Genomic DNA, 26988 nt, shown 5'->3' with positions numbered 1-26988 from the left:
TCGGCTCATGTACGCCGAGAATTCCTCGATGCGCGCCATATCGAGGAAGGTCTCCATGGACCGCTCAGCTCGCAAGAACGACCGTTTCGGGTCTGACCGGGGAGCACGCTTCCGGCCGCAGGGCCGGGCGGCGCGCCCCGCTGTCGGTTCGGGCGGCAGCGGGCGGCGCCCCGTCGCACCGCAAGGGGAGTTCGCGCTGCCGGTCACCGTCACACCGGCCCTCCCCGGGGTTGCGACCTTCGGTGAACTGGACATGCCCGTCGAGTTGTTGAACCTGCTCACCAGCCTCGGCATGAACGAGCCGTTCCCGATCCAGGCGGCCACACTGCCGAACTCCCTCGCGGGCCGCGACGTGCTGGGGCGCGGGCGCACCGGATCGGGCAAGACCCTCGCCTTCGGACTGGCGCTCCTTGTGCGCACGGCCGGACAGCGTGCCGACGCCCGCAAGCCACTGGCCCTGATCCTCGTACCCACTCGCGAGTTGGCCCAGCAGGTCACCGATGCGCTCACCCCCTACGCACGGTTGCTGAAGCTGCGGCTGGCCACCGTGGTCGGCGGCATGTCGATCGGCAGGCAGGCGGGCGCACTGCGCGCCGGGGCCGAGGTCGTCGTCGCGACTCCCGGCCGCCTCATGGATCTCATCGAGCGCCGGGACTGCCGTTTGGACCGGGTGAACATCACCGTCCTGGACGAGGCCGACCAGATGGCCGACATGGGTTTCATGCCCCAGGTCACCGAACTGCTCGACCAGGTGCGCCCGGACGGCCAGCGGATGCTGTTCTCGGCCACGCTGGATCGCAACATCGACCTCCTGGTCCGCCGCTATCTCCACGACCCGGTGGTCCACTCGGTCGACCCCTCGGCGGGCGCGGTCACCACGATGGAGCATCACGTGCTGCAGGTGCACGGCGCGGACAAGTACGCCACTGCCACCGAGATCGCCGCCCGTGACGGGCGAGTGATCATGTTCCTGGACACCAAGCACGCGGTCGACCAGTTCACCAAGCACCTGCTGAGCAGTGGCGTACGGGCCGCGGCGCTGCACGGCGGCAAGTCGCAGCCCCAGCGCACGCGCACCCTGGCACAGTTCAAGACCGGCGACGTCACGGCGCTGGTGGCGACCAACGTCGCGGCCCGTGGCATTCATGTCGACGACCTCGACCTCGTGGTCAACGTCGACCCGCCCAGCGATCACAAGGACTACCTGCACCGCGGCGGCCGTACCGCCCGCGCCGGTGAGTCCGGCAGTGTCGTCACGCTGGTCCTGCCCAACCAGCGCCGCGACATGGCCCGTCTCATGTCCGACGCGGGCATCAGGCCGCAGGTCACACAGGTCCGCTCGGGCGAGGCCGAGCTGAGCCGCATCACCGGTGCCCAGGCTCCCTCCGGTGTCCCGGTCGGCGGCAGCGGGCCGGTCGCGGAGCGCCCGAAGCGCGGCGGTGCCCCCTTCCGTGGTCTGGGCACGCGCACCGGTCGCGCCGGTGGCGACTCACGCCGGTCTGCCGAGGCCCGCCTCACTGCCGAGGCCCGCAAGGCCGCCCGGGTCCGTCGCGGCGCCTAGAGCGAGGGCACTGTGTGCCTCCGGGGCCGGCGGCCGACCGAGCCTCAACCAGCCTTCGTCACCGTCACGGACAGGTCGTTGTCGACGGTGTAGTAGGGGCGCACGCCGGCGCCGTCGAGCGTGACCGTCGGGTAGACGAACACCTCCTTGCGGTCCGCCACGTCGTCGAGGAGACGGGCGACCCGGACGAGAGGTGCTCCCTCCGCAGGCTGCATGAAGACGTCCCAGACGCCGCTTTCGGCGCTCGTCCCGGCGGCCAACTCCTCGTGGTCGACGGTGAAGGAGAAGCTTCGGCCGTCCCTTCCGGCCCGCGGCTCCGCGACGCGCAGAGTGCCGTTGCCGCCCCGCAGGCGCAGGCAGACGACGGCTCCCTCCAGGAGCGTGGCGCCGTGCAGGCGCGCGCCGACCGTCATCGACCGGTCCGTGACGTCGATGCAGTCGACCTCCGCGTGGGCGGGGCGCAACCAGGCCCGTACTGCGAGATGACCATCCCTGGTGACGTACGGAATGCGGACGGCCAGCGGTGACGGCCAGTCGTGGAGGTGTCCGTCGACGAGGGCCCGTAGGTCGCGCAGCCCCGGGCGCAGACGCTGCCGTCGGGACCCCGGTTCCCGGAGCAGGTACACGTCCCACCGACCCTCCGCGAGAACGGGGTGCGGGCCCAGCACAGCGCGTCGGCGACCGTCGTCGGCGGGCTCCAGGTCGAGGACGTGAACGGTCTTCTCGGGCAGTCCCTTCTTAGGCCGCAGCCGCAGCAGCAACTGCCGGCCTTCGGCCGACCGCAGCGGCAGGTCGAAGGTAATGCGGCCGTCCGTATCCACCCTGCAGCCAAGGCGTGGTTGCCCAGCGTCTTCCCTGCTCAACGCCGCCCCCTCCGTACCAGGCGCAGCGCGCTGCCGGCCGCGGCGAACGCGGCGTCGCGGGCGGCGAAACCTTGGCTGACGAGGACGCGGCGCGCACCACCGTGTCCGTGTGTGAGCCGTCGCCCCGTTCTTCTCGCCGAGACCGCCTCGGTGATCAGGCGCTCGGCCTGCTCGACCACAGGGCCGGGAGCGAACCGCCGCGCGTTCTCCAGGGCCGCTCGGCCCGTATCGCGGCGCCGCTCGTCCTCACGGACCAGTTCCAGCAGGGCCGCGCCCAGCGCGTCACGGTCCCCGACCGGCACCAGCCGGCCGTCGACCCCGTCCTCGATGATTTCACCGGGCCCATAGGGGCAGTCGGTGCTCACCACCGGCAGGCCGCAGCGCATCGCCTCGACAATCGTCATGCCGAACGGCTCGAAGTCGGAGGCGGCCGCGCCGATCGAGCCCTTGACCCACTCCGCTTCCATGGGAGCCGCCGCACCCATCAGGAAGACGTTGTTCCACAGTCCGAGGTCCGCGATGAGCCGTCGCAGCCGATCGTGTTGCTCCCCTTTGCCGTAGATGCGCAACTGCCAGTCCGGGCGTTCGGCGGCGACCAATGCGAAGGCCTCGATCAGCAGGTCGTACCGTTTCACCGGGACCAGCCGGCCGGCCGCGACGACCACCTTCGCCGTGCCGTCCGCGGCGGGGAGCGCGGGATCGGGCACGCTGTTCGGGAGGGTCTCCACCCGTAGACCGGGCAGCCTCATCTTGCGCCGGTAGGCGGCGGCGTCCGCCTCGGTCACCGTGGTGAGCGCGTCGAGCCGGCGGTAGGCCCGGCGCAACGTGTTGCGCAGCCGTGGCGGATGGTTGTCCAGAGTAAGGTGCTCCTGCCCGATGCGTACGACGTGTCGGGGAGCCTGGAGCGCGAGATGCACGTTGAGCCCCGGCCGCGTTCCGATCACCACGTCGGCGTCGATCACGGCGAGACAGTCGCCGATCCGCTGGTCGGTCAACTCGCTGTACTGCCGGTACCGGTACTCGGCGCGTGGGAACACCCTCGCCGGACTCAGATGCAACGGATGCCGCTCCTCCTGCCTGAGGTCCACCAGCGGCCGCAGCGACACGCTCGGGTCCAGGGCGAAGGTCGGGTGCTCCCGGTGCCGCAACACGGAGACGATCTCCACCTCGTGCCGCTCGGCCAGTGCGTGGGCCAGATTGAACGTGGTGGTGATCGTGCCCCCGATCCCGTAGGCGTTGTGGAGCAGGAAAGAGATCTTCATGGTGGGCTAGACCACGGCAAGTTCCTTACGGTTGTCACCCGTTATCACTTCGTAGGCTCATCGGTGCAGCCTCGACAGGCTGCCCGGGGCGCGGGGGAGTGAGAGGCGGTCGGACACACCGGCCGGTACGGTCCTCCTTGACCGGTACGGTTCGAGGGATGAACGTGGCCATATGTGATGAATCTTGTCATCGTGTGGTGAATACCCTCAAGGGAGGCCCTCGTGACCACGGCATCAGAGCCACGGGTATCGGGTCTGGAGATCCGCTCCATCGACTACGTCCCCCTGGACGAGCGGCACGGAAAGCTGTGGCACCTGGGGCCCCTGTGGTTCATGTCCAACGCTCAGATCGCCACACTGGCGGTGGGACTGATCAGCATCACCGAGGGCGGCAACCTCGTCTGGTCGCTGATCGCGATCGCCGCGGGCACCATCCTGGGCACGTTCTTCATGGCCTTCCACTCCGCGCAGGGCCCGCAACTCGGGCTGCCGCAGATGATCCAGTCACGGCCGCAGTTCGGCTACGTCGGGGCCCTGCTGGTGTGGCTGTTCGCCTATGTGCAGTACGCCGGTTTCAACGTCTTCAACACGATCCTGGCCGGCGAGGCCCTGCACACCACGGTGCATGGCGGGGTCAAGCTGTGGGTCGTCGTGGTCACCCTCATCGCGTTGGTCATCGCGCTGGTGGGCTACGACGTCATCCACCGCGCCGAGCGGGTCCTCACCTACACGTTCCTGGTCATCTTCGGGATCTTCACCGTGGGCGTGCTGGTCACCCTGCACTATCCCCCCGGCTCCTTCGACCTCGGCGGCTTCAAGTGGACCCCGTTCCTGGCGCAGTTCGGTGTGGTCGCCGGTTACCAGATCAGCTGGGCCATCTACGTCTCGGACTACTCCCGCTACCTCCCTCCGGACGTGACCGTCCGCAAGACCTTCTACTGGACGTACTTCGGGTCCGCGCTGGGCGGCATCTGGCTGATGATGCTCGGGGCGCTGCTCGCCGCGTGGGCGGGAAAGGATTTCGAGACGATCCGCTCGATCAACGCCGCGGGCGACAAGGCCTTCGGCGGGTTCGGCGCGATCGTGCTGCTCTTCGCCGCCCTGGGTCTGGTCTCGGTGACCGCGCTGAACATGTACGGCGGGTCCCTCACGCTCATCAGCGCGATCGACTCCTTCAAGAGAGTGCGGCCGACCCTCGCCGTACGGCTCGTGACGATCGGCCTCACCGCGGCGCTCTCCGTGGTGGGTGCGCTGGCCGCCACCGCCCACTTCCTGGAGAACTTCAACAACTTCCTGCTGCTGGTGCTCTACCTGTTCATTCCGTGGACAGCGGTCAACCTCATGGACTACTACGTGGTGCGCCGCGGCCACTACGCGGTCGCCGAGATCTTCAATCCGCACGGCATCTACGGCCGCTGGGGCTGGCACGGCATCATCGCGTACCTGGTCGGGTTCGTCGTCATGGTGCCGTTCTTCTCCGTGGGCACGCTCTACGTCGGACCTGCCGCGGATGCGCTCGGCGGTGCGGACATCGCCTTGTTCATCGGGCTGCCCGTCTCCGCGGTGCTCTACTGGCTGCTCACCCGGTCGATCGACGTCGATGCCGAGGCACGCCTGGCCGAAGCGGAGGCCGAGGCGCTGGAATCGGCGTCGCACGAGCACAGGGAGCCGTGATCCTCCCGCAGGGCCGCCTCACCGAGTGGCGGGAGCCGACCCGATGACCACCACTCGTGCCCAGTCGGGCGGCGGGTCCGGCACGTAATCGGGATCGTCCTCGTCCCACGACCGGGCTGCGCGCCGGGGGAACAGACCCACCACCGTCCGGCACGGTGGCCGCGTGCCCGGCCAGGGCGTCCGACCGTCGGTCAGGACCACGATGACATCGGGGCGGGGATTCGCCCGGAGCGCCTTGGCGAAGCCTGTGCGAAGACCCGTACCCCCACCGCCCATCAGCGGTATTCCCTCACCACGGCACAGCGGATGCACGAGGCGGGCCGCCGCGTCGCACGGCAGCACGGTGATCAGGTCGCGACGACCGCCCACGGCTCGGGAGATCGCGGCAACCTCCAGGAGCGCGCTGCCCAGTTCGACGTCACTGACCGAGCCGGATGTGTCGATGACCACGGAGACCCGGGGCGGCCTGCGCCGAAGGCTCGGCAGTACGGTGCCGGGCACCCCGGCCGAGCGCCGTGACGGCCGCCCGTAGGTGTAGTCCTCGCCGGCGCCCTGGCCGGAGGCCGCCGAGCGGACCGCCGCCCTCAGCAACTCGCGCCACGGCTGCGGGGGATGGAACGCCTCATCCGCCCACCGCTGCCACCCCTTCGAGGCGCTCCCCGGACGGCCGGTGATGCCCTGCGCCACCCGGAACCGGACGGCGTCCCGCTCCTGCTCACCGAGGCCGTCGGCGGCCGGCCGATCGGCCCCGGACCGGATCCGCAGCTCCTCGGTCCTGCGCGCGTCCCACAGGTGGCGGTGCAGGTCGAGGCGGAACCGACGGGTGGGGCGGGGATGGGGATGCGGACGACGGCAGGTGTCGGCCCCGGAGTGGGATCCGCCCCACAGCGCGAGGCTGATGCGCTGACCGCCGTCCGCCCGGGCGGGCGGAGTCCGGGCCACCAGGTGCACTGGGCCTTCGTCCTGACGCCCCGCAGGGTCGTACCGAGCCAGAGCGATGGTCAGGCCTGGGCGCAGCAGCCCATCGGGAGCGATCCTCGGCATGTTCCAGCGCAACAGGTCAGGAGCCAGATGGCGGGGATCGGCCCGGACTTGGGCTGCGAGTCCCTGGCCATGGGTGCGAGCCAAGGAACGCAGATGGAGATCGACATCGATGCCTGCGGCGGCGCACGCTCCGGCCCAGTCCCCGATACGACGGCGGGCAGTCGCAGTCTCGATCATGGACGGCGGCACGGCGAACTCGCGCACGCGCAGCCAGAAGGAAAGGCGGGAATCCCTGTTCGCGGTCGGAGTGAGCATCAGCACTCACCTTGCGCGGACGGGTCCCCCAATCTGTCAACAGAGTGAGTCGTCATCGCGGCGACCATAGCGCTCCGTACTTCCATCTGCCAGGTGTCCCGGTTGCAGCGCCGCGTGGGGCCCGAAGGAGGACCCCACGCGCGCGAGTGGCAACAGCGCGGCCGGGCAGGGGAGTTGGGCCTCTGCCGGAGCGCGGAAGACGCCAAGTGGCGGTGTCAGAGCAGGTCTTCGATGGTGATGGGCGTCTTGCGTACGCGCCGGCCGGTGGCGTGGTGGATCGCATTGGCGATGGCCGCGGCCGCGCCGACCTGGCCGACCTCCCCAACACCCTTGACGCCGAGCGGATTGACGATCTTGTCTTCGACCTCGATGAGTTCCACGTCGACCTCGGGGGCGTCGGCGTTCACCGGGATCAGGTAGTCGCCCAGGCTGGAGGCGACCCAGCGACCGCGCACCGGGTCCATGTAGTTCGCCTCCAGGAGTGCCTGGCCGAAGCCCCAGATCATGCCGCCCATGAGTTGGCTGCGAGCCGTCTTGGGGTTGAGAACCCGTCCGGGAGCGAAGGCGCCGACCATGCGACGAACCCGGACCACGCCGAGTTCGGCGTCGACGGCGACCTCGGCGAACTGGGCGCCGAAGGTCATCATCCCGTAGTTGGCGGTCTGCGGGGCGGGAGACCAGGCGCCCATCGCCTCGGTGTCGGGAAGGAAGTTGCGGTGCAGCAACTCGCTGTAGCTCTCCCCGGTGTCGGGCCGGTCGCGCAGCATCATGCGGCCGCCCCGTACGGTGACCGAGGCGGGATCGGCGCCGTGCAGCGGCGATTGGGCGTCGGCGACCGCCTGGGCGATGAGCTGGTCGCGCAGATTGCCGGCCGCGATGTGGACGGCGGCGCTGATCATGCCGGCACCCGAGGAGCCGACGGCGGCGGCGATGGTGGGCAGCATGGTGTCGCCGCCCTCGAACCGGCAGCGGTCGATCGTCCCGCTCCGTCACGTCGTCCCCCGGCTTCTTGACGGCCCGGTGACGACTTGTTAGCGGCGACCGGCATGCAGACCTCAATGAACACTGCCGGGAACCGGCAATGCGCGGGTCGGTCCCGGCCATGCACGATGTGCCGAGGGGAGCACGACGGATGGTTCCGGTGCCGGACACCGGCAGGTGTCCGGCACCGGAACCCGGAGGGAGCCGTGCGCCACCGGGGCAGGCCGTCCAACAGGAAGAAACGGGGGTGGGACATCATGTGGACGTTTCTCGTGGTCGTCAGTGGATTTCCCACCATCCTGTTCACGGCCGCGCTCGTCGTGGTCGTCGCCTTCTGGCTGCTGGTCGCCGTGGGCGCGGCCGAATCGCACGGCTTCGACGCCCACGCCGACTTCGACGCCTGGGGGATGGGCGGCGTCCCGGTGACGGTCGCCTTCTCGCTGCTCACCGCGATCGGCTGGTTCCTCAGTCTCTCCGCGACCGTCCTGCTCGATCCGGTCCTGCCCTCCGGAATGGTCCGCGGTCCGCTGGGCCTGGCGGTTCTGGCAGGAGCACTGCTGGTCGCATGGCGCGTGACCTGCCTGCTCGTACACCCGGTGCGGCGGCTCTTCCCCGATGAACCAGGGCCGTCCCGGCTGGACTTCGTGGGGCTGACCTGCACCATCCGCACGGGGTGGGTGGATGCAGGCTTCGGTCAGGCCGAGGTCGCCGCCAAGGACGGCTCCACCGCGGTGGTTCAGGTTCGCCAGCACGGCGCCGAGTCCCTCGGCATCGGCAGCACCGGACTGCTGTACGCCTACGACGAGGCCGGTGAGTTCTTCTGGGTCGCGCCCTACGACGCGGCCCTCGATCCGCGCGGCCGCGCCGGCTAGCTCCGCACCGCCCCCGCCGCACCTCTTCTTCCGTACGCCTCAAGGACGTATCCCATGGATGCCATTTCGCTGGGCATCGGCGTGCTCGTCGCCGTTGTCCTGCTCATCGCACTCACACTGCTGTTGGTCGTCGGCCGGCTGTTCCGCAAGGTGGAGCAGGGACGGGCGCTGATCATCTCCAAGACGAAGAAGGTGGACGTCACCTTCACCGGGGCCGTGGTGCTGCCGGTGCTGCACAAGGCCGAGTACATGGACATCTCGGTGAAGACCATCGAGATCCGCCGTACCGGGCGCGAGGGTCTGATCTGCCGGGACAACATCCGCGCCGACATCCACATCAGCTTCTTCGTCCGGGTCAACAAGACGGTCGAGGACGTCATCAAGGTCGCCCAGGCGATCGGCACGCAGACCGCGAGCGACGCGGCGGCGATCCAGGACTTCTTCGCGGCGAAGTTCTCCGAGGCCCTCAAGACGGTCGGTAAGCAGCTGGACTTCGTCGACCTCTACACCAAGCGCGAGGAGTTCCGGGACCGGATCATCCAGGTCATCGGCACCGACCTGAACGGCTATCACCTGGACGACGCGGCGATCGACTTCCTGGAGCAGACGCCGATGTCCCAGCTGGACGCGGCGAACATCCTCGACGCGCAGGGTATTCGGAAGATCACCGAGCTGACGACGGTCGAACACGTCCGCACCAACGAGTTCCAGCGCACCGAGGAGAAGGAGATCACCCGGCAGAACGTCGACGCCCGGGAGACCATCCTGGAGCTGGAGCGGCGACAGGCCGAGGCGGAGATCAAACAGCGGCGCGAGGTCGAGACGCTGCGGGCGCGCGAGGAGGCGGTCACCGCCAAGGTGCAGGAGGAGGAACGCCTTGGCGCCCAGGGTGCGTTCATCCGGACCGAGGAGCAGCTCGGCGTCCAGCGCGAGAACCAGGCCCGTGAGATCACCGTCGCGCAGAAGAATCGCGAGCGGGTCATCGCCGTGGAGAACGAGCGCATCGAGAAGGACCGTCTCCTGGAGGTCATCGCCCGGGAGCGGGAGACCTCGCTGTCCCAGATCGCCAAGGACAAGGAGGTCGAGGCGGAGCGCCGCGAGGTCGCGGACGTCGTCCGGGAGCGCATCGCGGTGGACCGAACGGTCGCGGAGCAGGAAGAGGCCATCAAGAAGCTGCGCGTGGTCGAGGAGGCGGAGCGCGGCCGCCAGTCGGTGATCATCGCCGCCGAGGCGGAGGCCCAGGAGAAGCTGGTCAAGGACATCAAGGCGGCCGAGGCAGCGGAGGCCGCCGCCAAGCATCGGGCGGCCGAGCAACTCACCCTCGCCGACGCCCGGTTGAAGTCGGCCGACCTCGACGCGCGCGCCAAGCTGCGGCTCGCGGAGGGTATCCAGGCGGAGACGGCTGCGGCGGGCCTCGCCGAAGTGCAGGTCCGCGACAAGGCGGCCGAGGTGACCGAGAAGGCGGGGCGTGCGGAGGCCGCGGCCACCGAGGCACGCATGCGCGCCGAGGCCGAGGGCGCGCGGGCCAAGGTCCTCGCGGAGGCCACGGGGATCGGCGAGAAGCTCAAGGCCGAGGCGGAGGGCCTCAACCAGAAGGCGGTCGCGATGGCCGCCCTCGACGACGCCTCCCGCGGCCACGAGGAGTACCGGCTGCGCATTCAGGCGGAGAAGGAGATCCGTCTGGCCGGACTCGACGTCCAGCGGCAGGTCGCCGAGGCACAAGCCACGGTCCTCGCCACCGGGCTGGAGAACGCGGACATCAACATCGTCGGCGGCGAGTCCGTCTTCCTCGACCGGCTGGTGAACTCGATCGCGCTGGGCAAGAGCGTCGACGGGTTCGTGAGCAACTCCGAGACCGCCCGGGCGCTGGCAGGCCCCTGGCTGGACGGCAGCTCCAGCTTCACCGACGACCTCGGCCGGCTCCTCGGCTCCATCTCCACCGCCGACGTGCAGAACCTGACCGTCTCGGCCCTTCTGATGCAGCTCATGAAGTCGGGTGGGGCCAATGGTGGTCGACTCCAGCAACTGCTGGACAAGGCAGGGGAGTTGGGTCTGGCGGACACACCGCTCGCCGCCCTCAACGGCAGCGCCAGGGCCTGACCCCCATCGGTCCGGAGCCGCCGCACAGGGGACGGCGGCTCCGGACCACGCTCCTCGAAGGGAATCCCGCATCCATGGCAACCCGCCTGGACACCGGCACACACCATGCGTTCGCCTCCGGCGCCCGCGAGGCGGTCGACACCAGCGCCCGCGAGGCGGTCGACACCAGCGCCCGCGAGGCGGTCGACACCGGCACCTACGAGGTGCTCCGCGACCGGCTCGTCGCACAGGCCGCCGAACTCGCGCGGCGCGCCGAGTCGCTCAACTCCCGCCGCACCGAGGAGTTCGGCTCGACCCGCCTGGAGATCACCGGCACCGAACGGCTGCGCACCGAGCACCACTGCGTACCGCGTGACATCGTCTCCGTCGGGGACGCGCTGCTGTTCGGCCACAATGTCTTCCTCGGCCTGAAGCCCGAGACGGCCGTCGCCGACGTCTTCGCGCCGTACGGCCGCGAGCTGAACAGGCTGCCGCACGACGCGGTCCCCGGTCTGCTCGACGACCCCGGCTTCATACGGGAATTCGAGGCGCTGTACCGCTACTACCGGCAGACGCACCTCCTTCAACTGCGGTGCGTCGAGGGCAAGTTGCTGGCCGTCTTCCAGACGGGGGAGAAGACGGAGGACATCCGCGTGCTGCGCTGGGCTCTGTCCGAGGACGGCGCGGCGCGCTTCCTCGACGCACGCGGCGAACGCGATCACGTCTTCCCGCCGTCGTACGACTTCGAGTGGCGTGAGGCCACGCGCGAGGACCATGTGCTCGGCCGTCATCCGCATGTCTCCATCGAGGGCGAGGTCTTCGTCGAGACGGTCGGCGGCACCCTCACGGTCAAGGTGGAGGACAACACCGAGACGGGCGAGGGCATTTACTCCGAGCCCGTCGACGAGCCGCTGCAGTCCCTCGCCGACGCCGACATCGCGTACGCGCGCGTGGGCGCCCTCGTCCTGCTGCGCGTCCGCCCCTACAAGGAGGACGCCCACCGGTACCTGGTGTTCAACACGCTCACCAGGTTCGTCGTCCGCCTCGACGGGATCGGACAGGCGTGCCGCCGGCTGCCGGAGGACCAGGGGATCGTCTTCCCCGGCGGCTACTGCCTGGCCGCGGGCGCGCACAAGACGTTCGACGGCATCGACACCGACGAGCTGGAGTTCGAGCGGGAGGTACGGTCCCCGAACGGCGAGGACGTGCTGTACGCCTTCCACGCGCGCGTGGAGGGTCGCAGCCTGCTGCTCCCGTACAACCTGATCCGCAAGGAGGTCGTCACCCCGCTCTCCTGCCACGGCTGGGCCCTGTTCGACGACGGCACGCTGATGGTGCTGCGCGCCGAGAGCGACGAACCGGCGCGTGTTCACCCGCTCCAGCTGTGGACCTCCCCTTATGTCTCCGACACCCACGCCGCCGCCCGGCCCAGCGGCACCGGAGCGCTGGCCCGCGTCGGCAACGCCGACCTCGTCAGGGGCATCTCCGACTGCCTCTCGATCACCGGATCCGTCGCCGAATCGACCCCGACGACCGAGGTGTACGAGGCCCTGCTGGCGGCATGCGTCCGCGTGGCCGACACATACCACTGGCTGGCAGAGGACGAGTTGGGCGATCTGCGAACCCCGCTGCGTGCGGTGCGGGAGACCGCCGAGCAGGTGCTCGCCGAGTTCGAGACCGTGCAGGCCCTGACCCGGCAGGCCGCCGACGCGCTCGGCGAGGCGGCGGCCCGCATCGCCGCCGTGGTCCGCCGGCTGCGCGGGGAAGCTCCGCGTGACGCCGCGTCCTGGGTGGCAGGACTCACCGAACTCCGTCGGGCCCAAGGGCATCTGCTCACGCTCAAGGACATGCGGTACGCGGACACCGCCCGCATCGAGGCGCTGGCCTCGGACACCGAGGCCGACCTCGCCGGGTTCGGCCAGCGAGCCGTCGCCTTCCTCGCCCGCGACGACGCGTTCCTCGGCCACCAGCAGGACGTCGAGCGGCTCGTCGCGGACGCCGGGTCCCTGGCCACCGTCGCGGACGCCGCACCCGTCGCCTCCCGCCTCGACGAACTCGCGGACGGGCTGCACACCGTGACCGATGTCGTCGCCGGGCTCGACATCGGCGACGCCACCGTACGTACGGCCATCCTGGAGCGCGTCGCCGAGGTCCTCGGCGGCGTCAACCGAGCCCGGGCCACCCTCGACGCCCGCCGCCGCGCACTGAGCGAGAGGGAAGGGCGAGCGGAGTTCGCGGCCGAGTTCGCCCTGCTCGGCCAGGCCGTGACCGGGGCGCTCGCAGTCGCCGACAGCCCCGAGGCCTGCGACGAGCAACTCGCCCGGGCGCTGGTGCGATTGGAGAACCTGGAGTCCCGCTTCGCGGAGTTCGACGACTACCTCGGCGAGCTGGCCGACAAGCGCACCGAGGTCCACGAGGCGTTCGCCGCCCGCAAGCAGACCCTCGCCGACGCCCGCGCCCGCCGCGCCGAACGGCTCGCTCAGTCGGCGACCCGGGTCCTCGAGCCCCTTGCCCGCCGTGCCGCCGCACTGCCCGACGCGGACGCCGTCACCACCTACTTCACCTCCGACCCGATGACCGGCAAGGTCCGCCGAGTCATCGACGAACTGCGCGAACTGGGCGACCAGGTGAGGGCGGAGGAACTGGCCGGACGCCTGAAGGCGGCACGCCAGGAGGCGACCCGCGCCCTGCGTGACCGCACCGACCTGTACGCCGACGGCGGCCGTACCCTCCGGCTGGGCCGTCACCGCTTCGCCGTCAACACCCAGCCCCTCGACCTCACCCTGGTCCCGCACGGCGACGGTCTCGCCTTCGCGCTCACCGGCACCGACTACCGCGCCCCGGTCACCGACCCGGACTTCGACGCCACCCGTCCCTATTGGAACCGGCCCCTGCCCTCCGAGTCACCCGAGGTCTACCGCGCCGAACACCTGGCCGCCCGCCTCCTCGACGAACACGGGCCTGTCGCACTGGCCGGAGCGGACCTGCCCGTGCTCGTACGAAAGGCCGCGGAGACGGCGTACGACGAAGGCCACGAACGCGGCGTGCACGACCACGACGCCACCTTGATCCTCGCCGCCCTGCTGCGGCTGCACGAGGAAGCCGGAGCGCTGCGGCACACGCCTTCGGCGCGGGCTGCCGCCCAGCTGTTCTGGGCGCACGGCACGACCGCGGACGTCCGTGAGAGCTGGACCCGGCGTGCGAGGTCGCTGGCACGGGCCCGCGCCACGTTCGGGCCCGCCCCCGCCGCCCTCGCCGACTTCCGGGCGGAACTGGCGGCGGAGATCGGCGAGGCATCCGCCGCCTACCTCTTCGACGAGTTGACGTCGGGGCCCGAAGGGTTCGTCATCAGCGCGGAGTCCCGGACGCTCCTCGACAAGTTCCGCCGGGCGGTGGGCACTTCGGCGTACGACGACGACCTCGCGGCGCTCGACGACCTCGGTGCCGGGCGGCAGCTGGTCGAGGCCTGGCTGTCCGCGTACATCGCCGCCACCGGTACCGAGACAACCCCCGGTGATCTGGCCGAAGCCGTGGCCGCCGAACTCTGTCCGGACCTCGTGCGCTACGAGTCCGACGCCCCGCTGACCGAGACGGTCGAGGGGCTGCTCGGCACCCACCCCCGTCTCGACGGCCGGACACTCACGATCCGCGTCGATGAACTCCTGTCGCGTACACACCACTTCCGTGCACACGCCGTCCCCGGCCACCGCGCCTACCAGCGCCGGCGCACCGCCCTGGTGACCGCCGAGCGCGCCCGCCTCCACCTGGACGCGTACCGCCCGCGCGTGATGTCCGCGTTCGTGCGAAGCCGCCTGATCGACGAGGTCTACCTCCCGCTCATCGGCGACAACCTGGCCAAGCAGCTCGGCGCCAGCGGCGACACCGGGCGCACGGACACCGGCGGTCTGCTGCTGCTCGTCTCCCCACCGGGCTACGGCAAGACGACCCTCATGGAGTACGTCGCCGATCGCCTCGGCCTCGTCCTGGTCAAGGTCAACGGGCCCTCGCTGGGCAACGCCGTCACCTCGCTCGACCCTGCCGAGGCACCTGACGCCACCGCGCGCCAGGAGATCGAGAAGATCAACTTCGCGCTGGCGGCGGGCAACAACACGCTCCTCCACCTCGACGACATCCAGCACACCTCGCCGGAACTGCTGCAGAAGTTCATCCCGCTGTGCGACGCCACCCGCCGCATGGAAGGCGTGTGGAACGGCGAGCCGCGCACCTACGACCTGCGCGGCAAGCGCTTCGCGGTCTGCATGGCGGGCAACCCCTACACCGAGTCCGGCAGTCGCTTCCGCGTCCCCGACATGCTCGCCAACCGCGCCGACGTCTGGAACCTCGGCGATGTGCTGACGGGCAAGGAGGACGTCTTCGCGCTCAGCTTCATCGAGAACGCGCTCACCGCGAACCCGGTCCTCGCGCCGCTCGCGGGGCGTGACCACACCGACCTGGCCCTGTTGGTCCGGCTCGCCGGGGACGACGCCACCGCCCGTGCCGACCGCCTCACCCACCCGTACACCCCCGCCGAACTCGAGCGGATCGTCGCTGTTCTGCGCCACCTGCTCACGGCACGCGAGACGGTGCTGGCCGTGAACGCCGCGTACATCGCCTCAGCGGCCCGGACCGACGCGACGCGCACGGAGCCGCCCTTCCAACTCCAGGGCTCCTACCGCAACATGATCAAGATCGCCCAGCGCATCCAGCCGGTCATGAACGCGGCCGAGCTCGCCGCCGTCATCGACGACCACTACACCGCGGAGGCGCAGACCCTCACGACCGGCGCGGAGGCGAACCTGCTGAAGCTGGCCGAGCTGCGCGGCACCCTCACCACTGAACAGGCGGCCAGGTGGGGGGAGTTGAAGAACGCCCAGGTTCGTGACCAGAGCCTCGGCGGACCGGACGACGACCCACTGACCCGTACGGTCGGCGCACTCGGGCTGCTGGCCGACCGGGTGGCCGCCGTGGAGTCCGCGATCAACCGTGCTGCCGATCCCCGCCGGCCGACGCCCGGTCCCGCGGCCAGGCACGCCGCCGGGCCGCCGGGAACGCGAGAGCCGTACGGGCCCTGACCGACGCGGTCGTGGAACCGCCGGGCGATCGCCATCCGTTGGGCACCGAACAGGACCGGCGCCTGCCCGCCCTTGCCTGGGGGAGAGCCACCCGGGTCGGGTCGCCATTGCCTCGTGGCACGGTGCACGGCGGTCGACCCCTGCCCCGCCGTTCCGGTGCCCACGAGTGCCGCGCCCGGCCGTGTCCCCTGTCGTACATCTGCTCCGTGTATCAAGGCGCCGGACGGGCCGGTCGTATCGTTCGCGAAGCAGGCCCGGTCGCGCGTCTCGTGGCCGTGACCTCCGGTGCACCGAGAGCTGTCCACCCGCGGAGCCACCGAGCTCGTCACACTCGCCGACCCGCTTCAGGTCGCGCCGCCGACCGCCATGCGCATGATAGACCGGCTGATCGCCGCCGGGCTCGCCGACCGGCAGACCACCCCGACAACCGCCGCGAGACCCTGCTGCAGCTCACGGAGGAGGGGCGGCGCGCGGTCGAGGACGTGACCGCCCGACGCAGCGCCGAGATCGCCGCCATCGTCGAACGGCTCGTCCCGAAGCAGCGCGCCGCGCTCGGCGAGGCGCTCACCGCCTTCAACGAGGCGGGCGGCGAACCCCTGGGTCCGGCGATGGACGATCCTGAGCCGCATCCACTGGGCTGGGTGGACGCTGTCGCGGGGCGCAAGGCCTGAAACCCCTGTTCCTGGCGCCCAGTCGGCAGGCCGGAGCGCAAGCCCAGGCCGGAGTTCCGCCGATGGTCATCCCGTTGTCGGGGCCGGTGTCGGGGACGTCGTGTTCACATCCAGCCCCGGGGGCAGGTTGAGGGAGAGGACCGGGGATCCCGGCTGGGGAGGCGGCGGGGTCAGCTGGTCCTTGGGGAGTTTCGGCGGTGTGGTCTGCTGGAAGTTGGCCTGGTCGAAATTGACCAGCCCGGTCCGCTCCAGCACCGTGATGTGGTCCAGGACGGTGTCGTTGGCCTGATCGGCGAGTTGACGCACCAGGGAGTTCTGCGTGCTGGCGCGGATCTTGGCGATGACGGGAAAGATCTGACCGTGGGTGACCCGCATGATGTTGACCGCGGTGGTGTCGAACTGCTTGCCGGTGCTCCCGTCGGCGGTGGCCACGAACTGCTGCTGTTGCGGGCTCGCCTGGTTGGGCAGGGTGATGCCCAGTTCGGGGGCGATCTTCCGGCAGGCTTCGTCGAGGCGTGAGTGCCCGACGACCAGGTGCTTGCCGGCCTCTTTCATCTCCGCAGTGGTGCCCCGCTTCATGGCCATCATGCCGAGGGGATGCTCCCACAGCCCCGCCGCGCGGACCTTGACGACAAAGTCCCGGTCGGCCTCGGTCAGCGGTCCGTAGCGGGTGTTGGCTATCACGCGGGTCGGGGAGGTCGTCGCGCTCTGCACGCCGAGCATCGCGGGGTAGGCGAGGGCGGCGAGGGTCATGCACAGTGCGCCGCCCACGAAGACGGTTCCTGCCATGTTGCGTGATAGGCGCATCGTGCCTCCTGAGGTCAGCGGCTGGTACGCCAGGGGGTACGGACATGCTGAACCGATCCATCATTGCGCTGAGCGAATTTTGCACGCCACTGTGTGTTGTGCATCACATACCGATGGGAGCGTGGCGGCGCGGCAGAAGATGGACGGCGGTCCAGGTGAGGGCCGGTCGTCCGGCTCCGGACCCCTTGAACCCGGCGCAGGCCCCGGCTGTCGGGGCCGGGTGGCGGCTCGGCGCGCGCTTTCGGGTGACTCGACAGCCTGTCGCCGGAGCGGGACGGTTCGGCATGTCCGACCATCGCAGTCGACCGCACCGTCGCCGCCAGGAGGTCGCCGTGCACATCCTGCTCGTGGCCAGCGCGTTCAACAGCCTCACGCAGCGCGTCCATGCCGAATTGCGTGACCGAGGGCACACGGTCGCGGTGGAACTCGCCCTGTGCGACCGCCCGTTGCCGGATGCCGTCCGGCGGCACGCGCCGCAACTCGTCGTCGCCCCGATGCTGAAGACGGCGATCCCCCGGGAGGTGTGGGCCGCGTACCCGTGTTTCATCATCCACCCGGGGCCGTTCGGGGACCGGGGACCGTCCTCCTTGGACTGGGCGATCCAGGAGGGCGCCGACCAGTGGGGCGTGACGGTCCTTCAGGCCGACGAGGAGATGGACGCCGGGGATGTCTGGGCGTCCGTGGCCTGCCCGGTCCCGCCGGTGGGCAAGAGCGACCTCTACCGCAACGAGATCGCCGACGCGGCGCTGTCGGCCGTCCTGCTCGCCGTGGAGCGCTTCGCCTCGGGGGCCTATACCCCGCGCAAACAGGGCGGGGTGCACGCGTCGGACACACCCGTGCGCATCCGCCCGTACCTCGATCAGAGCGTCCGCCGAATCGACTGGGCCGCGGACTGCACCCGGACCGTCCTGGCCAAGCTGCGTGCGGCGGACTCCCAGCCCGGCGTGCTCGACGTGCTGCTCGGCGCCGAGTGGTACCTCCACGGCGGCCACCCCGAGGCCGGTTTGCGCGGCGTCCCGGGTGAGCTGCTGGCCACCAGGACCGGTGCGGTCTGCCGGGCGACGAAGGACGGTGCCGTCTGGATCCCCGAGGTGCGGCGCCGGCGGGGTCCGGGGCAGCCGCCCACGTTCAAACTGCCCGCCGTGCAGGCCCTCGGCGACCGGCTGCCTCCCCTCCCGGAACTCGCCGCGCCGCGCTTCGCGGACCCGTCCGGGCGGACGTGGGCCGGCATCACGTACCGGGAGGAGGGGAGCGTCGGCTTCCTCTCGTTCTCGTTCCCCGGCGGAGCGATGACAACCGCTCAGTGCCGACGCCTGCTCGACGCCTATCGGGAGGCGTGCACGTGTCCCACCTCGGTGCTCGTGCTGGGCGGGCAACGGGACTTCTTCAGCAACGGAATCCACCTCAACGTCATCGAGGCCGCCGAGGATCCCGCCGCCGAGTCCTGGGCCAACATCAACGCCATGGACGATCTCGTCGAGGCGATCCTGACCACCACGGACAGGCTGGTGATCTCCGCCGTCGCGGGCAACGCCGCGGCGGGCGGCGTGATGCTGGCCCTGGCCGCCGACGAGGTGTGGTGCCGCACCGGCTCTGTGCTGAACCCGCACTACCGGCTCATGGGCCTGTACGGCTCGGAGTACTGGACGTACACGCTTCCGCGCCGCGTGGGCGCGGTGACCGCCGAAAGGCTCCTGAGCGAGGCCCTGCCGTTGAGCGCAGGGAGCGCCCGTGACCTCGGCCTCGTCGACCGGGTGGTCGAGTGCGGCCCGCAGGACTTCGCCGCGGAGGTCGGACGGCTGGCGGCCCGGCTGGCGTCACTGCCGGGATCGCGGTCGCGGATCGCCGGGAAGAAGGCGGAACTGGACCGCCAGGAGAGCAGTGAGCCCCTGGCCGCCTTCCGGGAGCGCGAGCTGGCCCGGATGCGCCGGACGTTCGACGACCCGGACGCCCCCTACCACGCACTGCGGCGCGCGTTCGTCCGCAAGGAGCGACCTTCGTGCACGCCGCCACACCTCGACCTCGCCGCCGCGGCGAGGACGGGGCGGAGCCGGACCGGCCCGTGAGGGGCCGTGTCACCGGACCGGCCCACCGCCGCGTCACTGGAACGGCCCGCGATGACGTCTCACCACGGCCGGATGGCTGGTACGAAGAGGACTGACGGTCGAAATACAGGCTTTCATCCCGATATGGGTTTTCCTTAAAACCCGCGGGTTCTCATCCCTCACCTCTCCGAGGAGGCGGTCCCATGACAGCGGCGACGCCGAGCACGGCCGGCGCAACGGATGCCGGTGGTGCGCCTGCCGACGAGACGCCCACGATCCACATTCTCTGGATCAACGCCGGGCTGAGCTGCGACGGAGACTCGGTCGCGCTCACGGCGGCGATGCAGCCGAGCATCGAACAGATCGCGCTCGGTGCGCTGCCGGGCCTGCCGAAGATCGCTGTCCACTGGCCCCTCATCGACTTCGAGTGCGGCCCGGTGGGTGGCGCGGACACGTTCATCGAATGGTTCTTCAAGGGAGAGCGGGGCGAGATCGACCCGTTCGTCCTGGTCGTCGAGGGGTCCGTCCCCAATGAGGCGATCAAGCCCGAGGGCTACTGGTGCGGTTTCGGTGACAACCCGGAGACCGGCCAGCCGATCACCACCAGCGAGTGGATCGACCGGCTCGCGCCCAAAGCGCTGGCGGTCGTCGCCATCGGCACCTGCGCCACGTACGGCGGTATCCACGCCATGGCGGGCAACCCCACCGGCGCGATGGGCGTGCCCGACTACCTCGGCTGGGAGTGGAAGTCCCAGGCCGGTATCCCGATCGTGTGCGTCCCCGGCTGCCCGATCCAGCCCGACAACTTCGCCGAGACGCTCACCTACCTGCTCTACCAGGCGGCCGGCTCCGCCCCGATGATCCCCCTCGACGACAAGCTGCGCCCGGCCTGGCTTTTCGGCGCCACCGTGCACGAGGGCTGCGATCGCGCCGGTTACTACGAACAGGGCGACTTCGCCGAGTCGTACGACTCGCCCAAGTGCCTGGTCAAGCTCGGCTGCTGGGGCCCGGTCGTCAAGTGCAACGTACCCAAGCGGGGCTGGATGAACGGCATCGGCGGCTGCCCGAACGTCGGCGGCATCTGTATCGCCTGCACCATGCCCGGATTCCCGGACAAGTTCATGCCGTTCATGGACGAACCCCCGGGCGCGAAGCTGTCCACCAAGGCCAGCGGCGCCTACGGCTCGGTGGTCCGCAGACTGCGCTCCCTGACCCAGCAGACCGTCGACAAGGAACCCAAGTGGCGCCACACGGGACGCAAGCTCACCACCGGATACCGGCCGCCGTGGTGACTCCCCGCCGCACCTGAGCCGCATCCCCCGATCCGTCCACACCCTCCCGGAACACCCACGCGAAGAAGGGCACGACCCAGACGATGGCACCGACGACGAAGGCGGCCGGTGACGGTAGCGGCCTGATGGAGATGGCCTGGGACCCGATCACCCGGATCGTGGGCAGCCTGGGCATCCACACGAAGATCGACTTCAAGCAGAAGCGGGTCGCGGAGTGCTACAGCACCTCGTCCGTCTTCCGTGGCTACAGCGTCTTCATGCGCGGCAAGGACCCCCGCGACGCCCACTTCATCACCAGCCGCATCTGCGGGATCTGCGGTGACAACCACGCCACCTGTTCGGTGTACACGCAGAACATGGCGTACGGCGTGAAGCCCCCGAACCTCGGTGAGTGGATCATCAACCTCGGCGAGTCCGCGGAGTACATGTTCGACCACAACATCTTCCAGGAGAACCTGGTCGGGGTCGACTACTGCGAGAAGATGGTCAAGGAGACCAACCCCGGCGTCCTCGAGCTCGCCGAGCGCACCGAGGCGCCGCACGCCGGGGAGCACGGCTACCGCACGATCGCCGACATCATGCGGTCCCTGAACCCCCTCGAGGGCGAGTTCTACCGCGAGGCACTCCAGGTGAGCCGCTACACCCGGGAGATGTTCTGCCTCATGGAGGGACGCCATGTGCACCCCTCCACGCTCTACCCCGGTGGCGTGGGCACCGTCGCCTCCGTACAGCTCTTCACGGACTACCTCAGCCGCCTGATGCGCTATGTGGAGTTCATGAAGCGCGTCGTCCCTCTGCACGACGACCTCTTCGACTTCTTCTACGAAGCGCTGCCCGGATACGAGGAAGTGGGGCGCCGACGGGTCCTGCTCGGCTGCTGGGGAGCGCTCAACGACCCCGAGTACTGCGACTTCACCTACGCCAACATGACGGACTGGGGCCGACGGATGTTCGTTACCCCCGGCATCATCGTGGACGGCAAGCTCGTCACCAACGACCTCACCGAGATCAACCTCGGCATCCGCATCCTGCTGGGCAGTTCCTACTACGAGGACTGGCAGGGCCAGGAGCAGTTCGTCACCCACGACCCGCTCGGCAACCCGGTCGACCCGCGCCACCCCTGGAACCAGCACACCATCCCCGCCCCGCAGAAGCGGAACTTCGACGACAAGTACAGCTGGGTCATGTCGCCCCGCTGGTTCGACGGCAAGGACCACCTCGCCCTGGACACCGGCGGCGGGCCCATCGCCCGCCTGTGGTCCACCGCGTTGTCCGGGCTCGTCGACACCGGCTATGTGAAGGCCACCGGCAACAGCGTGGTCATCAACCTGCCCCGCACCATGACCAAGCCCGAGGCCACCTTCGAGTGGAAGATCCCGAAGTGGAGCAACGCGCTCGAGCGGAACCGGGCGCGGACCTACTTCCAGGCCTACACCGCCGCCGTCGCTCTGCACTTCGCGGAGAAGGGGCTGGAGGAGGTCAGGGCCGGACGCACCCAGACCTGGGAGAAGTTCGAGGTGCCCGACGAGAGCATCGGCGTCGGCTTCACCGAGGCCGTCCGCGGTGTCCTCTCCCACCACATGGTGATCCGCGACGGCAAGATCGCCAACTACCACCCGTACCCGCCCACTCCGTGGAACGCCAGCACCAGGGACACCTTCGGCACGCCCGGCCCGTACGAGGATGCGGTACAGAACACGCCGATCTTCGAGGAGAACACCCCGGAGAACTTCAAGGGCATCGACATCATGCGCGCCGTCCGCAGCTTCGACCCCTGTCTGCCCTGCGGCGTGCACATGTACGTCGGTGGCGGCAAGACCGTACAGAAGATGCATGTGCCCACCGGCCTGAGCGGGCTGGGCGGATGAGCGCGGGCACCACGATCGACCCGGCGAAGGCGGCACAGGCAGTGGACGCGGTGCAGACCGGGCGGCGGATCGAGGACGTGCTCGACCGGCTCGCCGCCACCGGCGACCCGGCCGCCCGCGCGGCGGCCGAGGAACTGGTGCAGGCTCTCATGGACTTCTACGGGGCGGGCCTGGCCCGGATGCTCCAGTTGCTGTCCGCACCTGAGAACCGCGGTGCCGCCCCCGTGCCGGCCCTGCTCGGCGACGAACTGGTCGCCGGCCTCCTCGTCCTGCACGACCTCCATCCAGAGGACCGGACGACCCGTATCGGCAGGGCGCTCGACAGCGTCCGCGAACACGACCTGGAGGTCGTGGACTTCGACGAGTCGACCGGGACACTCCGGCTGCGGGCGGCCGCCGCCGCGGGATGCGGCTGCGCCGCAGGCGGTACGACGGCCCAGCAGGCGGCCGAGGACGCGCTCGCCTGTTTCGCGCCGGAGGTCACGGGCGTCGAAGTGCAGTCCGCGGTGACGCCCAGGGAGCCCGCACTGCTGCAGATCGGCGTCGGCCCCGGCACTCGCGCCGGCGCATGTCCCGCTCCGGCGAAGACCCCGTGAGCGCGTCCTTCGCCCCCGGCCGGGCCACCCGCGGCTCTGGACTGCGCCGATTCCTGACCGGGCGTCAGCCGCAACCGGAGCGGTGCGGGCTGTGCGCGGTGGCGGTGGACGACGCGCACCACCGGCACCTGGTGGACACCGAGAAACGGGCCATCGTCTGCGCCTGCCCGTCCTGCGCCCTGCTGATGGAGCAACCGGGTGCCGCCATGGGCCGCTTCCGTCTGGTGCCGGACCGCTGTCTCGTCGACCCGGACCACCACCTCGACGACGGTGCCTGGGAGGCACTGCAGATCCCCGTCGGTGTCGCGTTCTTCTTCCGCAACGCCGCGCTCGACCGGCTGGTGGCCCTCTATCCGAGTCCGGCCGGGGCCACCGAGAGCGAGCTCGAACCGGCGACCTGGGCGACCGTCCTCGGAGACAGTCGCCTCGCCGAGCTGCTCGAACCCGATGTGGAAGCGCTGCTGCTGCGCCGCACCGAGGGCCGCTGCGCGTGCTATCTCGTACCGATCGACATCTGCTACGAACTGGTCGGCCGGATGCGCCTGTTGTGGCAGGGCTTCGACGGCGGGGCCGAGGCCCGCGCCGCGCTCGACGCGTTCTTCGAGCAGGTCGGGCAGCGCGCCCGCACCGTGGAGAAGGAGAGCCGGGCGTGACCGAGTTCTCCTTCGCCTGCACCGGTGTACGCGCCGACCGGTACGCCGCCGGACCCACCCTGGTGTTCCGGCTGCGCATCACCGCGACCGGCGACGAACCGGTGCACGCCCTGGCGCTGCGCTGCCAGATCCGCATCGAGCCCGCCCGGCGCGGCTACGAGGCAGCCGAGGCCGGCGCTCTCGCCGACCTCTTCGGCGAGCGCTCGCGCTGGGGCAGCACTCTCCATCCGGTGCAGTTCGCCCAGGTCTCCGTCATGGTCCCCGCCTTCACCGGGGAGACCGAGACGGACCTCGTCGTGCCCTGTACCTACGACATGGACATCGCCGCGACCCGCTACTTCGCCGCGCTCACCGGCGGCGAGGTGCCCCTGCTGATGCTCTTCTCGGGCACGGCGTTCACCGGAGCGGGCGGCTTTCGCGTCGAACCCGTCCCCTGGGACCGGGAGGCGGCCTTCCGGATGCCGGTCGCGATCTGGCGGGAGATGGTCGAGCAGCACTTCCCCGGCTGCGGCTGGATCCGGCTGCCCCGCGACACCATGGACGCCCTGCTCGCCTTCCGCTCACGACGGGCGCTGCCCTCCTGGGAGGCGACCGTGCGGGCCCTGCTCGACGAGGCGGGCACGGCAGCCCCGCCACGGCAGGGTTCGGCCCTGACCAGAATCACCGGAAGGACCGCTCCGTGAGCGTGACCGCGTTCGCCCCGGAGACCGAGGAACGCCTCGCCGTCGCCCGGCAGGTGGCCGACGCCGTCCTCTTCGAGGGCTATGTGCTCTACCCCTACCGTGCCTCGGCGGCCAAGAACCGGTTGCGCTGGCAGTTCGGCGTACTCGTACCGCCCGCCTGGGGCGCCGCGTGCGAGGAGCACGACTTCCAGCACACCGAATGCCTGATGGAACCGCGGGCGGCCGCCACCCTGGCGGTCGAGCTGCGCTTCCTGCGCGCCCGGCGTCGTACGGTGCAACAGGCGCGCCCGGACGGCGGCTTCGACACAGTCGCCGAACTCCGGCTCGGAGACCGGATCCTGGCCCCCTGGGACGAGGGAACGGAGGAGCGCATCGAGGCGGTCGTGCCGGTGGACGAACTCATGGGCGACGGGGTCACGATCCCCTTCGAACGCCCCGCCGGGGAGGACAGCGAGCCAATCCTCGACGATGCCGGGCGCCTCGTCGGCCGCACGGTCCGCCGTTACGAGGAGATCAGCGGCGCACTCCGGTTGTCGGCGTGCGAACTCGACGGGCCCTACCGGGCGTTGCGGCTGACTGCCGTGGTCGAGAACACCAGCACCTGGACACCCCCGGACGGCCGCGCCGCCGACCGGGATGCCGCCCTCCCGCGCTCCCTGGTGGCCTCCCACCTCCTCATGGGACTGAGCGCCGGGTCGTTCCTGTCGATGACCGATCCCCCCGAGTGGGCCAAGGGCGCGATCGCGTCCTGCCGCAATCTGCACACCTGGCCCGTACTGGCCGGCGAACCCGGCCGCGCCGATGTACTGCTCTCCTCACCGATCATCCTGGAGGACCACCCGGCCATCGCTCCGGAAAGCCCCGGTGCCCTGTACGACGCCACCGAGATCGACGAGATCCTCGCGCTGCGTACGGCCGCCCTCACCGACGAGGAGAAGCGCGAGGCACGCGGCACCGACGAACGTGCGGCCGCAGTGATCGACCTTGCGGACTCGATGCCCCCCGAGGTCCTGGAGCGCCTGCACGGAGCGGTGCGCAGCCTGCGGGAGGTGACCGGATCGGCCCCCGCTCCGGCCGCGACCGGGTTCCCCGACGAGTACGGCGTGCGGCGTCCGGACACCCCGTGGTGGGACCCGGCGAGCGAGGCCGGCTTCGACCCGGGACACGACCGGGTCGTCGTCGAGGGCCGGTCGCTGGGGGCGGGAAGCCGGGTGCTGCTGCGACCGGGACTGCGGCGCACCGACGCGCAGGACCTGTTCCTGATGGGGCGTACAGCGAAGGTGGAGGCCGTCCTGCACGACGTGGACGGTGCGGTGCACCTGGCGGTGACGGTGGAGGACGACCCGGGCGCCGACATCCGCCGAGAGCAGGGACGCTTCCTGTACTTCCAGCCCGACGAGGTCACACCGCTGGAGGACGGCGCATGAGCCTTCACGCGGACCCGTCCTGCCAGGAGCGTGTTGCCCCGGACCCGCCCCGCCAGGAGAGCGGCAGGGTACTCGTCGCCGGTATCGGAAACATCTTCCTCGGGGACGACGGCTTCGGCGTCGACGTCGTACGCGTACTCGCCGGGAGGCAACTGCCCCCGCACGTCGAGGCCGTGGACATCGGCGTACGGGGCGTGCACCTCGCCTACCAGGTGCTCGACGGCTACGACACCCTCATCCTGGTGGACGCCACCGCGCGGGGCGAGGATCCCGGCACGCTCTACGTGATCAAGCACGAGACCACCGGCGGAGGCGAGCCGCACGGCGCGCTCGACGGCCACCGGATGACTCCCGACACCGTGCTCGCGCTGCTCGGCACGCTCTGTGCCGGAACCGGCGGGCAGCCGCCGCGGCGCACGCTGGTGGTGGGATGCGAACCCGCGTCGGTGGCGGAGGGCATCGGGCTCAGCCCGCCGGTCTCCGCCGCCGTACCCGAAGCCGTCCGGCTGATCGAAGAGTTGCTGCGGGCCGACCAGCCGGGAGAGCCCGCGCCGCGGGCCACGGCCGGCGGCGCCGGCAAGTGAGGAGACACGGAATGATCAAGACCCTCGTCGTCGGCACGCTGGCCGCCGCTGTCGCCGTCGTCGTCGTGCAGTCCCTGCCCGACATCAGGCGCTATCTGCGCATGCGCTGTATGTGATCCGATGCCCGCCCCGAGGGCGTCGGCCATTGCGGCGAACGGCGTAGGCGGCCGGGCGGCGACGGCGTGCCGGTCCGCCGCCCGGTACCGCCTCCTCTCTAATGAGGGGCGGCGGACGCCTGCCCGACAGGCCGATCGGCTCGATGGCGGTCGGTGGAGAGCGGTCTCGCCGGGACGGAGACCGATGCACGAGATGTCCATCGCGCTGGCGGTGATCGGCCAGGTGGAAGAGGCGGCGGAGCGGGCCGGCGACATCACGGCCGTGCGCTCGGTGCGGCTTCAGGTGGGCGAACTGGCCGGTGTCGTACCCGATGCCCTGTCCTTCTGCTTCGAACTGGCCTGCGCCGGGACGGTGCTGGACGGTGCCGAACTGGTCACCGACGCTGTGCCGGGCCAGGCCCGTTGCGCTCCGTGCGGACACGAATGGGCCGTCGGCATGCCGCCCCTGCTGACCTGCCCGCGGTGCGGCGGAGCCACCACCGACCTGCTGTCCGGCCGTGAACTGCAGATCGTCAGCGTGCACTGGGAGGACGGCCCGACGCACGCACTCACCCGCGAACCGATCCCCGAGGAGCGCTGAACC

At 70.4% G+C, this 26988-nt stretch carries 20 protein-coding genes and 1 pseudogene; 16 read left to right on the top strand and 5 right to left on the bottom strand.

The features are described 5' to 3' along the window. Nucleotides 1-55 precede the first annotated feature (55 nt). A complete protein-coding gene (locus OG390_RS07220; protein WP_406165964.1) occupies nucleotides 56-1561 on the top strand; it encodes a DEAD/DEAH box helicase in 1506 nt (501 codons plus the stop codon). Nucleotides 1562-1605: 44 nt separating this feature from the next. On the opposite strand, the gene OG390_RS07215 is transcribed toward OG390_RS07220, so the two are convergent. Both OG390_RS07215 and OG390_RS07210 read right to left on the bottom strand, forming a co-directional pair. Beyond that, nucleotides 1606-2382, bottom strand: a complete 777-nt coding sequence (locus OG390_RS07215) for a hypothetical protein (RefSeq protein ID WP_406165962.1) — start codon at nucleotides 2380-2382, stop codon at nucleotides 1606-1608. A gap of 38 nt (nucleotides 2383-2420) precedes the next feature. Beyond that, on the bottom strand, nucleotides 2421-3686 hold the full coding sequence (locus tag OG390_RS07210; protein ID WP_406165960.1) for a glycosyltransferase family 4 protein: 1266 nt from the start codon (nucleotides 3684-3686) through the stop codon (nucleotides 2421-2423). 222 nt (nucleotides 3687-3908) lie between these two features. On the opposite strand from OG390_RS07210, the gene OG390_RS07205 reads away from it, so the two are divergent. After that, the gene (locus OG390_RS07205; protein ID WP_406165958.1) at nucleotides 3909-5360 is read left to right on the top strand and encodes a purine-cytosine permease family protein; all 1452 of its coding nucleotides are present in this window, start codon (nucleotides 3909-3911) and stop codon (nucleotides 5358-5360) included. Nucleotides 5361-5378: 18 nt separating this feature from the next. Here the strand turns inward: OG390_RS07205 and OG390_RS07200 are convergent, their stop codons facing one another. Together OG390_RS07200 and OG390_RS07195 are read right to left on the bottom strand one after the other, a co-directional pair. Continuing rightward, nucleotides 5379-6659 carry a VWA-like domain-containing protein gene (locus OG390_RS07200; RefSeq protein ID WP_406165957.1) on the bottom strand — a complete coding sequence of 427 codons (1281 nt, stop codon included), beginning with the start codon at nucleotides 6657-6659 and terminating at the stop codon, nucleotides 5379-5381. A gap of 215 nt (nucleotides 6660-6874) precedes the next feature. Beyond that, on the bottom strand, nucleotides 6875-7636 hold the full coding sequence (locus OG390_RS07195) for a xanthine dehydrogenase family protein molybdopterin-binding subunit (protein WP_406177548.1): 762 nt from the start codon (nucleotides 7634-7636) through the stop codon (nucleotides 6875-6877). Between the two features lie 261 nt (nucleotides 7637-7897). On the opposite strand from OG390_RS07195, the gene OG390_RS07190 reads away from it, so the two are divergent. The 4 genes and pseudogenes from OG390_RS07190 to OG390_RS07175 all read left to right on the top strand — a co-directional run. Then, complete coding sequence (locus tag OG390_RS07190; protein WP_406165955.1) at nucleotides 7898-8512, top strand: hypothetical protein; 615 nt, start codon at nucleotides 7898-7900, stop codon at nucleotides 8510-8512. 54 nt (nucleotides 8513-8566) lie between these two features. Further along, nucleotides 8567-10612: a flotillin family protein gene (locus tag OG390_RS07185; protein WP_406165953.1), complete on the top strand. Its 2046-nt coding sequence runs from the start codon at nucleotides 8567-8569 to the stop codon at nucleotides 10610-10612. Between the two features lie 74 nt (nucleotides 10613-10686). Then, the gene (locus tag OG390_RS07180; RefSeq protein WP_406165952.1) at nucleotides 10687-15663 is read left to right on the top strand and encodes a DNA repair ATPase; all 4977 of its coding nucleotides are present in this window, start codon (nucleotides 10687-10689) and stop codon (nucleotides 15661-15663) included. 297 nt (nucleotides 15664-15960) lie between these two features. After that, nucleotides 15961-16334: pseudogene (locus OG390_RS07175) on the top strand (MarR family winged helix-turn-helix transcriptional regulator); the annotation flags it as partial. 66 nt (nucleotides 16335-16400) lie between these two features. Here the strand turns inward: OG390_RS07175 and OG390_RS07170 are convergent. Then, nucleotides 16401-17141 (bottom strand): DUF4142 domain-containing protein, encoded by a 741-nt coding sequence (locus tag OG390_RS07170; protein WP_406165950.1) that lies wholly within the window; start codon nucleotides 17139-17141, stop codon nucleotides 16401-16403. 284 nt (nucleotides 17142-17425) lie between these two features. On the opposite strand from OG390_RS07170, the gene OG390_RS07165 reads away from it, so the two are divergent. The 10 genes from OG390_RS07165 (at nucleotide 17426) to hypA (ending at nucleotide 26985) form a co-directional block, all read left to right on the top strand. Next, nucleotides 17426-19207, top strand: a complete 1782-nt coding sequence (locus tag OG390_RS07165; protein WP_406165948.1) for an enoyl-CoA hydratase-related protein — start codon at nucleotides 17426-17428, stop codon at nucleotides 19205-19207. Between the two features lie 182 nt (nucleotides 19208-19389). After that, on the top strand, nucleotides 19390-20478 hold the full coding sequence (locus tag OG390_RS07160) for a hydrogenase expression protein HypE (protein WP_406165946.1): 1089 nt from the start codon (nucleotides 19390-19392) through the stop codon (nucleotides 20476-20478). 83 nt (nucleotides 20479-20561) lie between these two features. Beyond that, nucleotides 20562-22346 carry a nickel-dependent hydrogenase large subunit gene (locus OG390_RS07155; protein ID WP_406165944.1) on the top strand — a complete coding sequence of 595 codons (1785 nt, stop codon included), beginning with the start codon at nucleotides 20562-20564 and terminating at the stop codon, nucleotides 22344-22346. Continuing rightward, entirely contained in the window at nucleotides 22343-22942 is a 600-nt protein-coding gene (locus OG390_RS07150) for a hypothetical protein (protein ID WP_406165942.1), read from the top strand. The genes OG390_RS07155 and OG390_RS07150 overlap by 4 nt, the downstream gene beginning before the upstream one ends. Continuing rightward, nucleotides 22915-23595, top strand: a complete 681-nt coding sequence (locus tag OG390_RS07145; protein ID WP_406165940.1) for a DUF5947 family protein — start codon at nucleotides 22915-22917, stop codon at nucleotides 23593-23595. The genes OG390_RS07150 and OG390_RS07145 overlap by 28 nt, the downstream gene beginning before the upstream one ends. Then, entirely contained in the window at nucleotides 23592-24278 is a 687-nt protein-coding gene (locus tag OG390_RS07140) for a DUF6084 family protein (protein ID WP_406165938.1), read from the top strand. The genes OG390_RS07145 and OG390_RS07140 overlap by 4 nt, the downstream gene beginning before the upstream one ends. Beyond that, a complete protein-coding gene (locus OG390_RS07135; RefSeq protein WP_406165936.1) occupies nucleotides 24275-25705 on the top strand; it encodes a hypothetical protein in 1431 nt (476 codons plus the stop codon). Before OG390_RS07140 ends, OG390_RS07135 begins: the two co-directional genes overlap by 4 nt. Continuing rightward, nucleotides 25702-26289 carry a hydrogenase maturation protease gene (locus tag OG390_RS07130; RefSeq protein ID WP_406165935.1) on the top strand — a complete coding sequence of 196 codons (588 nt, stop codon included), beginning with the start codon at nucleotides 25702-25704 and terminating at the stop codon, nucleotides 26287-26289. The genes OG390_RS07135 and OG390_RS07130 overlap by 4 nt, the downstream gene beginning before the upstream one ends. 11 nt (nucleotides 26290-26300) lie before the next feature. Then, complete coding sequence (locus OG390_RS07125) at nucleotides 26301-26405, top strand: DUF6893 family small protein (RefSeq protein WP_406165933.1); 105 nt, start codon at nucleotides 26301-26303, stop codon at nucleotides 26403-26405. Between the two features lie 184 nt (nucleotides 26406-26589). Further along, complete coding sequence (hypA, locus tag OG390_RS07120) at nucleotides 26590-26985, top strand: hydrogenase maturation nickel metallochaperone HypA (protein ID WP_406165931.1); 396 nt, start codon at nucleotides 26590-26592, stop codon at nucleotides 26983-26985. The last annotated feature ends 3 nt before the right edge of the window (nucleotides 26986-26988 follow it).

Origin of the sequence: Streptomyces sp. NBC_00996 (genome assembly GCF_045162675.1) — a bacterium.
Lineage (GTDB): Bacteria > Actinomycetota > Actinomycetes > Streptomycetales > Streptomycetaceae > Streptomyces.
The sequence above is the reverse complement of the archived record's forward strand: the minus strand, read 5'-3'. Positions and strand labels throughout refer to the sequence as shown.

Bases quoted from the DNA above. Each gene is read 5' to 3' on its own strand.
- OG390_RS07185 (WP_406165953.1), top strand. From the start codon at position 8,567: ATGGATGCCATTTCGCTGGGCATCGGCGTGCTCGTCGCCGTTGTCCTG.
- OG390_RS07165 (WP_406165948.1), top strand. From the start codon at position 17,426: ATGTCCGACCATCGCAGTCGACCGCACCGTCGCCGCCAGGAGGTCGCC.
- OG390_RS07170 (WP_406165950.1), bottom strand. From the start codon at position 17,141: ATGCGCCTATCACGCAACATGGCAGGAACCGTCTTCGTGGGCGGCGCA.
- OG390_RS07145 (WP_406165940.1), top strand. From the start codon at position 22,915: ATGTCCCGCTCCGGCGAAGACCCCGTGAGCGCGTCCTTCGCCCCCGGC.
- OG390_RS07130 (WP_406165935.1), top strand. From the start codon at position 25,702: ATGAGCCTTCACGCGGACCCGTCCTGCCAGGAGCGTGTTGCCCCGGAC.
- OG390_RS07160 (WP_406165946.1), top strand. From the start codon at position 19,390: ATGACAGCGGCGACGCCGAGCACGGCCGGCGCAACGGATGCCGGTGGT.
- OG390_RS07210 (WP_406165960.1), bottom strand. From the start codon at position 3,686: ATGAAGATCTCTTTCCTGCTCCACAACGCCTACGGGATCGGGGGCACG.
- hypA (WP_406165931.1), top strand. From the start codon at position 26,590: ATGCACGAGATGTCCATCGCGCTGGCGGTGATCGGCCAGGTGGAAGAG.
- OG390_RS07220 (WP_406165964.1), top strand. From the start codon at position 56: ATGGACCGCTCAGCTCGCAAGAACGACCGTTTCGGGTCTGACCGGGGA.
- OG390_RS07155 (WP_406165944.1), top strand. From the start codon at position 20,562: ATGGCACCGACGACGAAGGCGGCCGGTGACGGTAGCGGCCTGATGGAG.
- OG390_RS07190 (WP_406165955.1), top strand. From the start codon at position 7,898: ATGTGGACGTTTCTCGTGGTCGTCAGTGGATTTCCCACCATCCTGTTC.
- OG390_RS07150 (WP_406165942.1), top strand. From the start codon at position 22,343: ATGAGCGCGGGCACCACGATCGACCCGGCGAAGGCGGCACAGGCAGTG.
- OG390_RS07180 (WP_406165952.1), top strand. From the start codon at position 10,687: ATGGCAACCCGCCTGGACACCGGCACACACCATGCGTTCGCCTCCGGC.
- OG390_RS07200 (WP_406165957.1), bottom strand. From the start codon at position 6,659: ATGCTCACTCCGACCGCGAACAGGGATTCCCGCCTTTCCTTCTGGCTG.
- OG390_RS07125 (WP_406165933.1), top strand. From the start codon at position 26,301: ATGATCAAGACCCTCGTCGTCGGCACGCTGGCCGCCGCTGTCGCCGTC.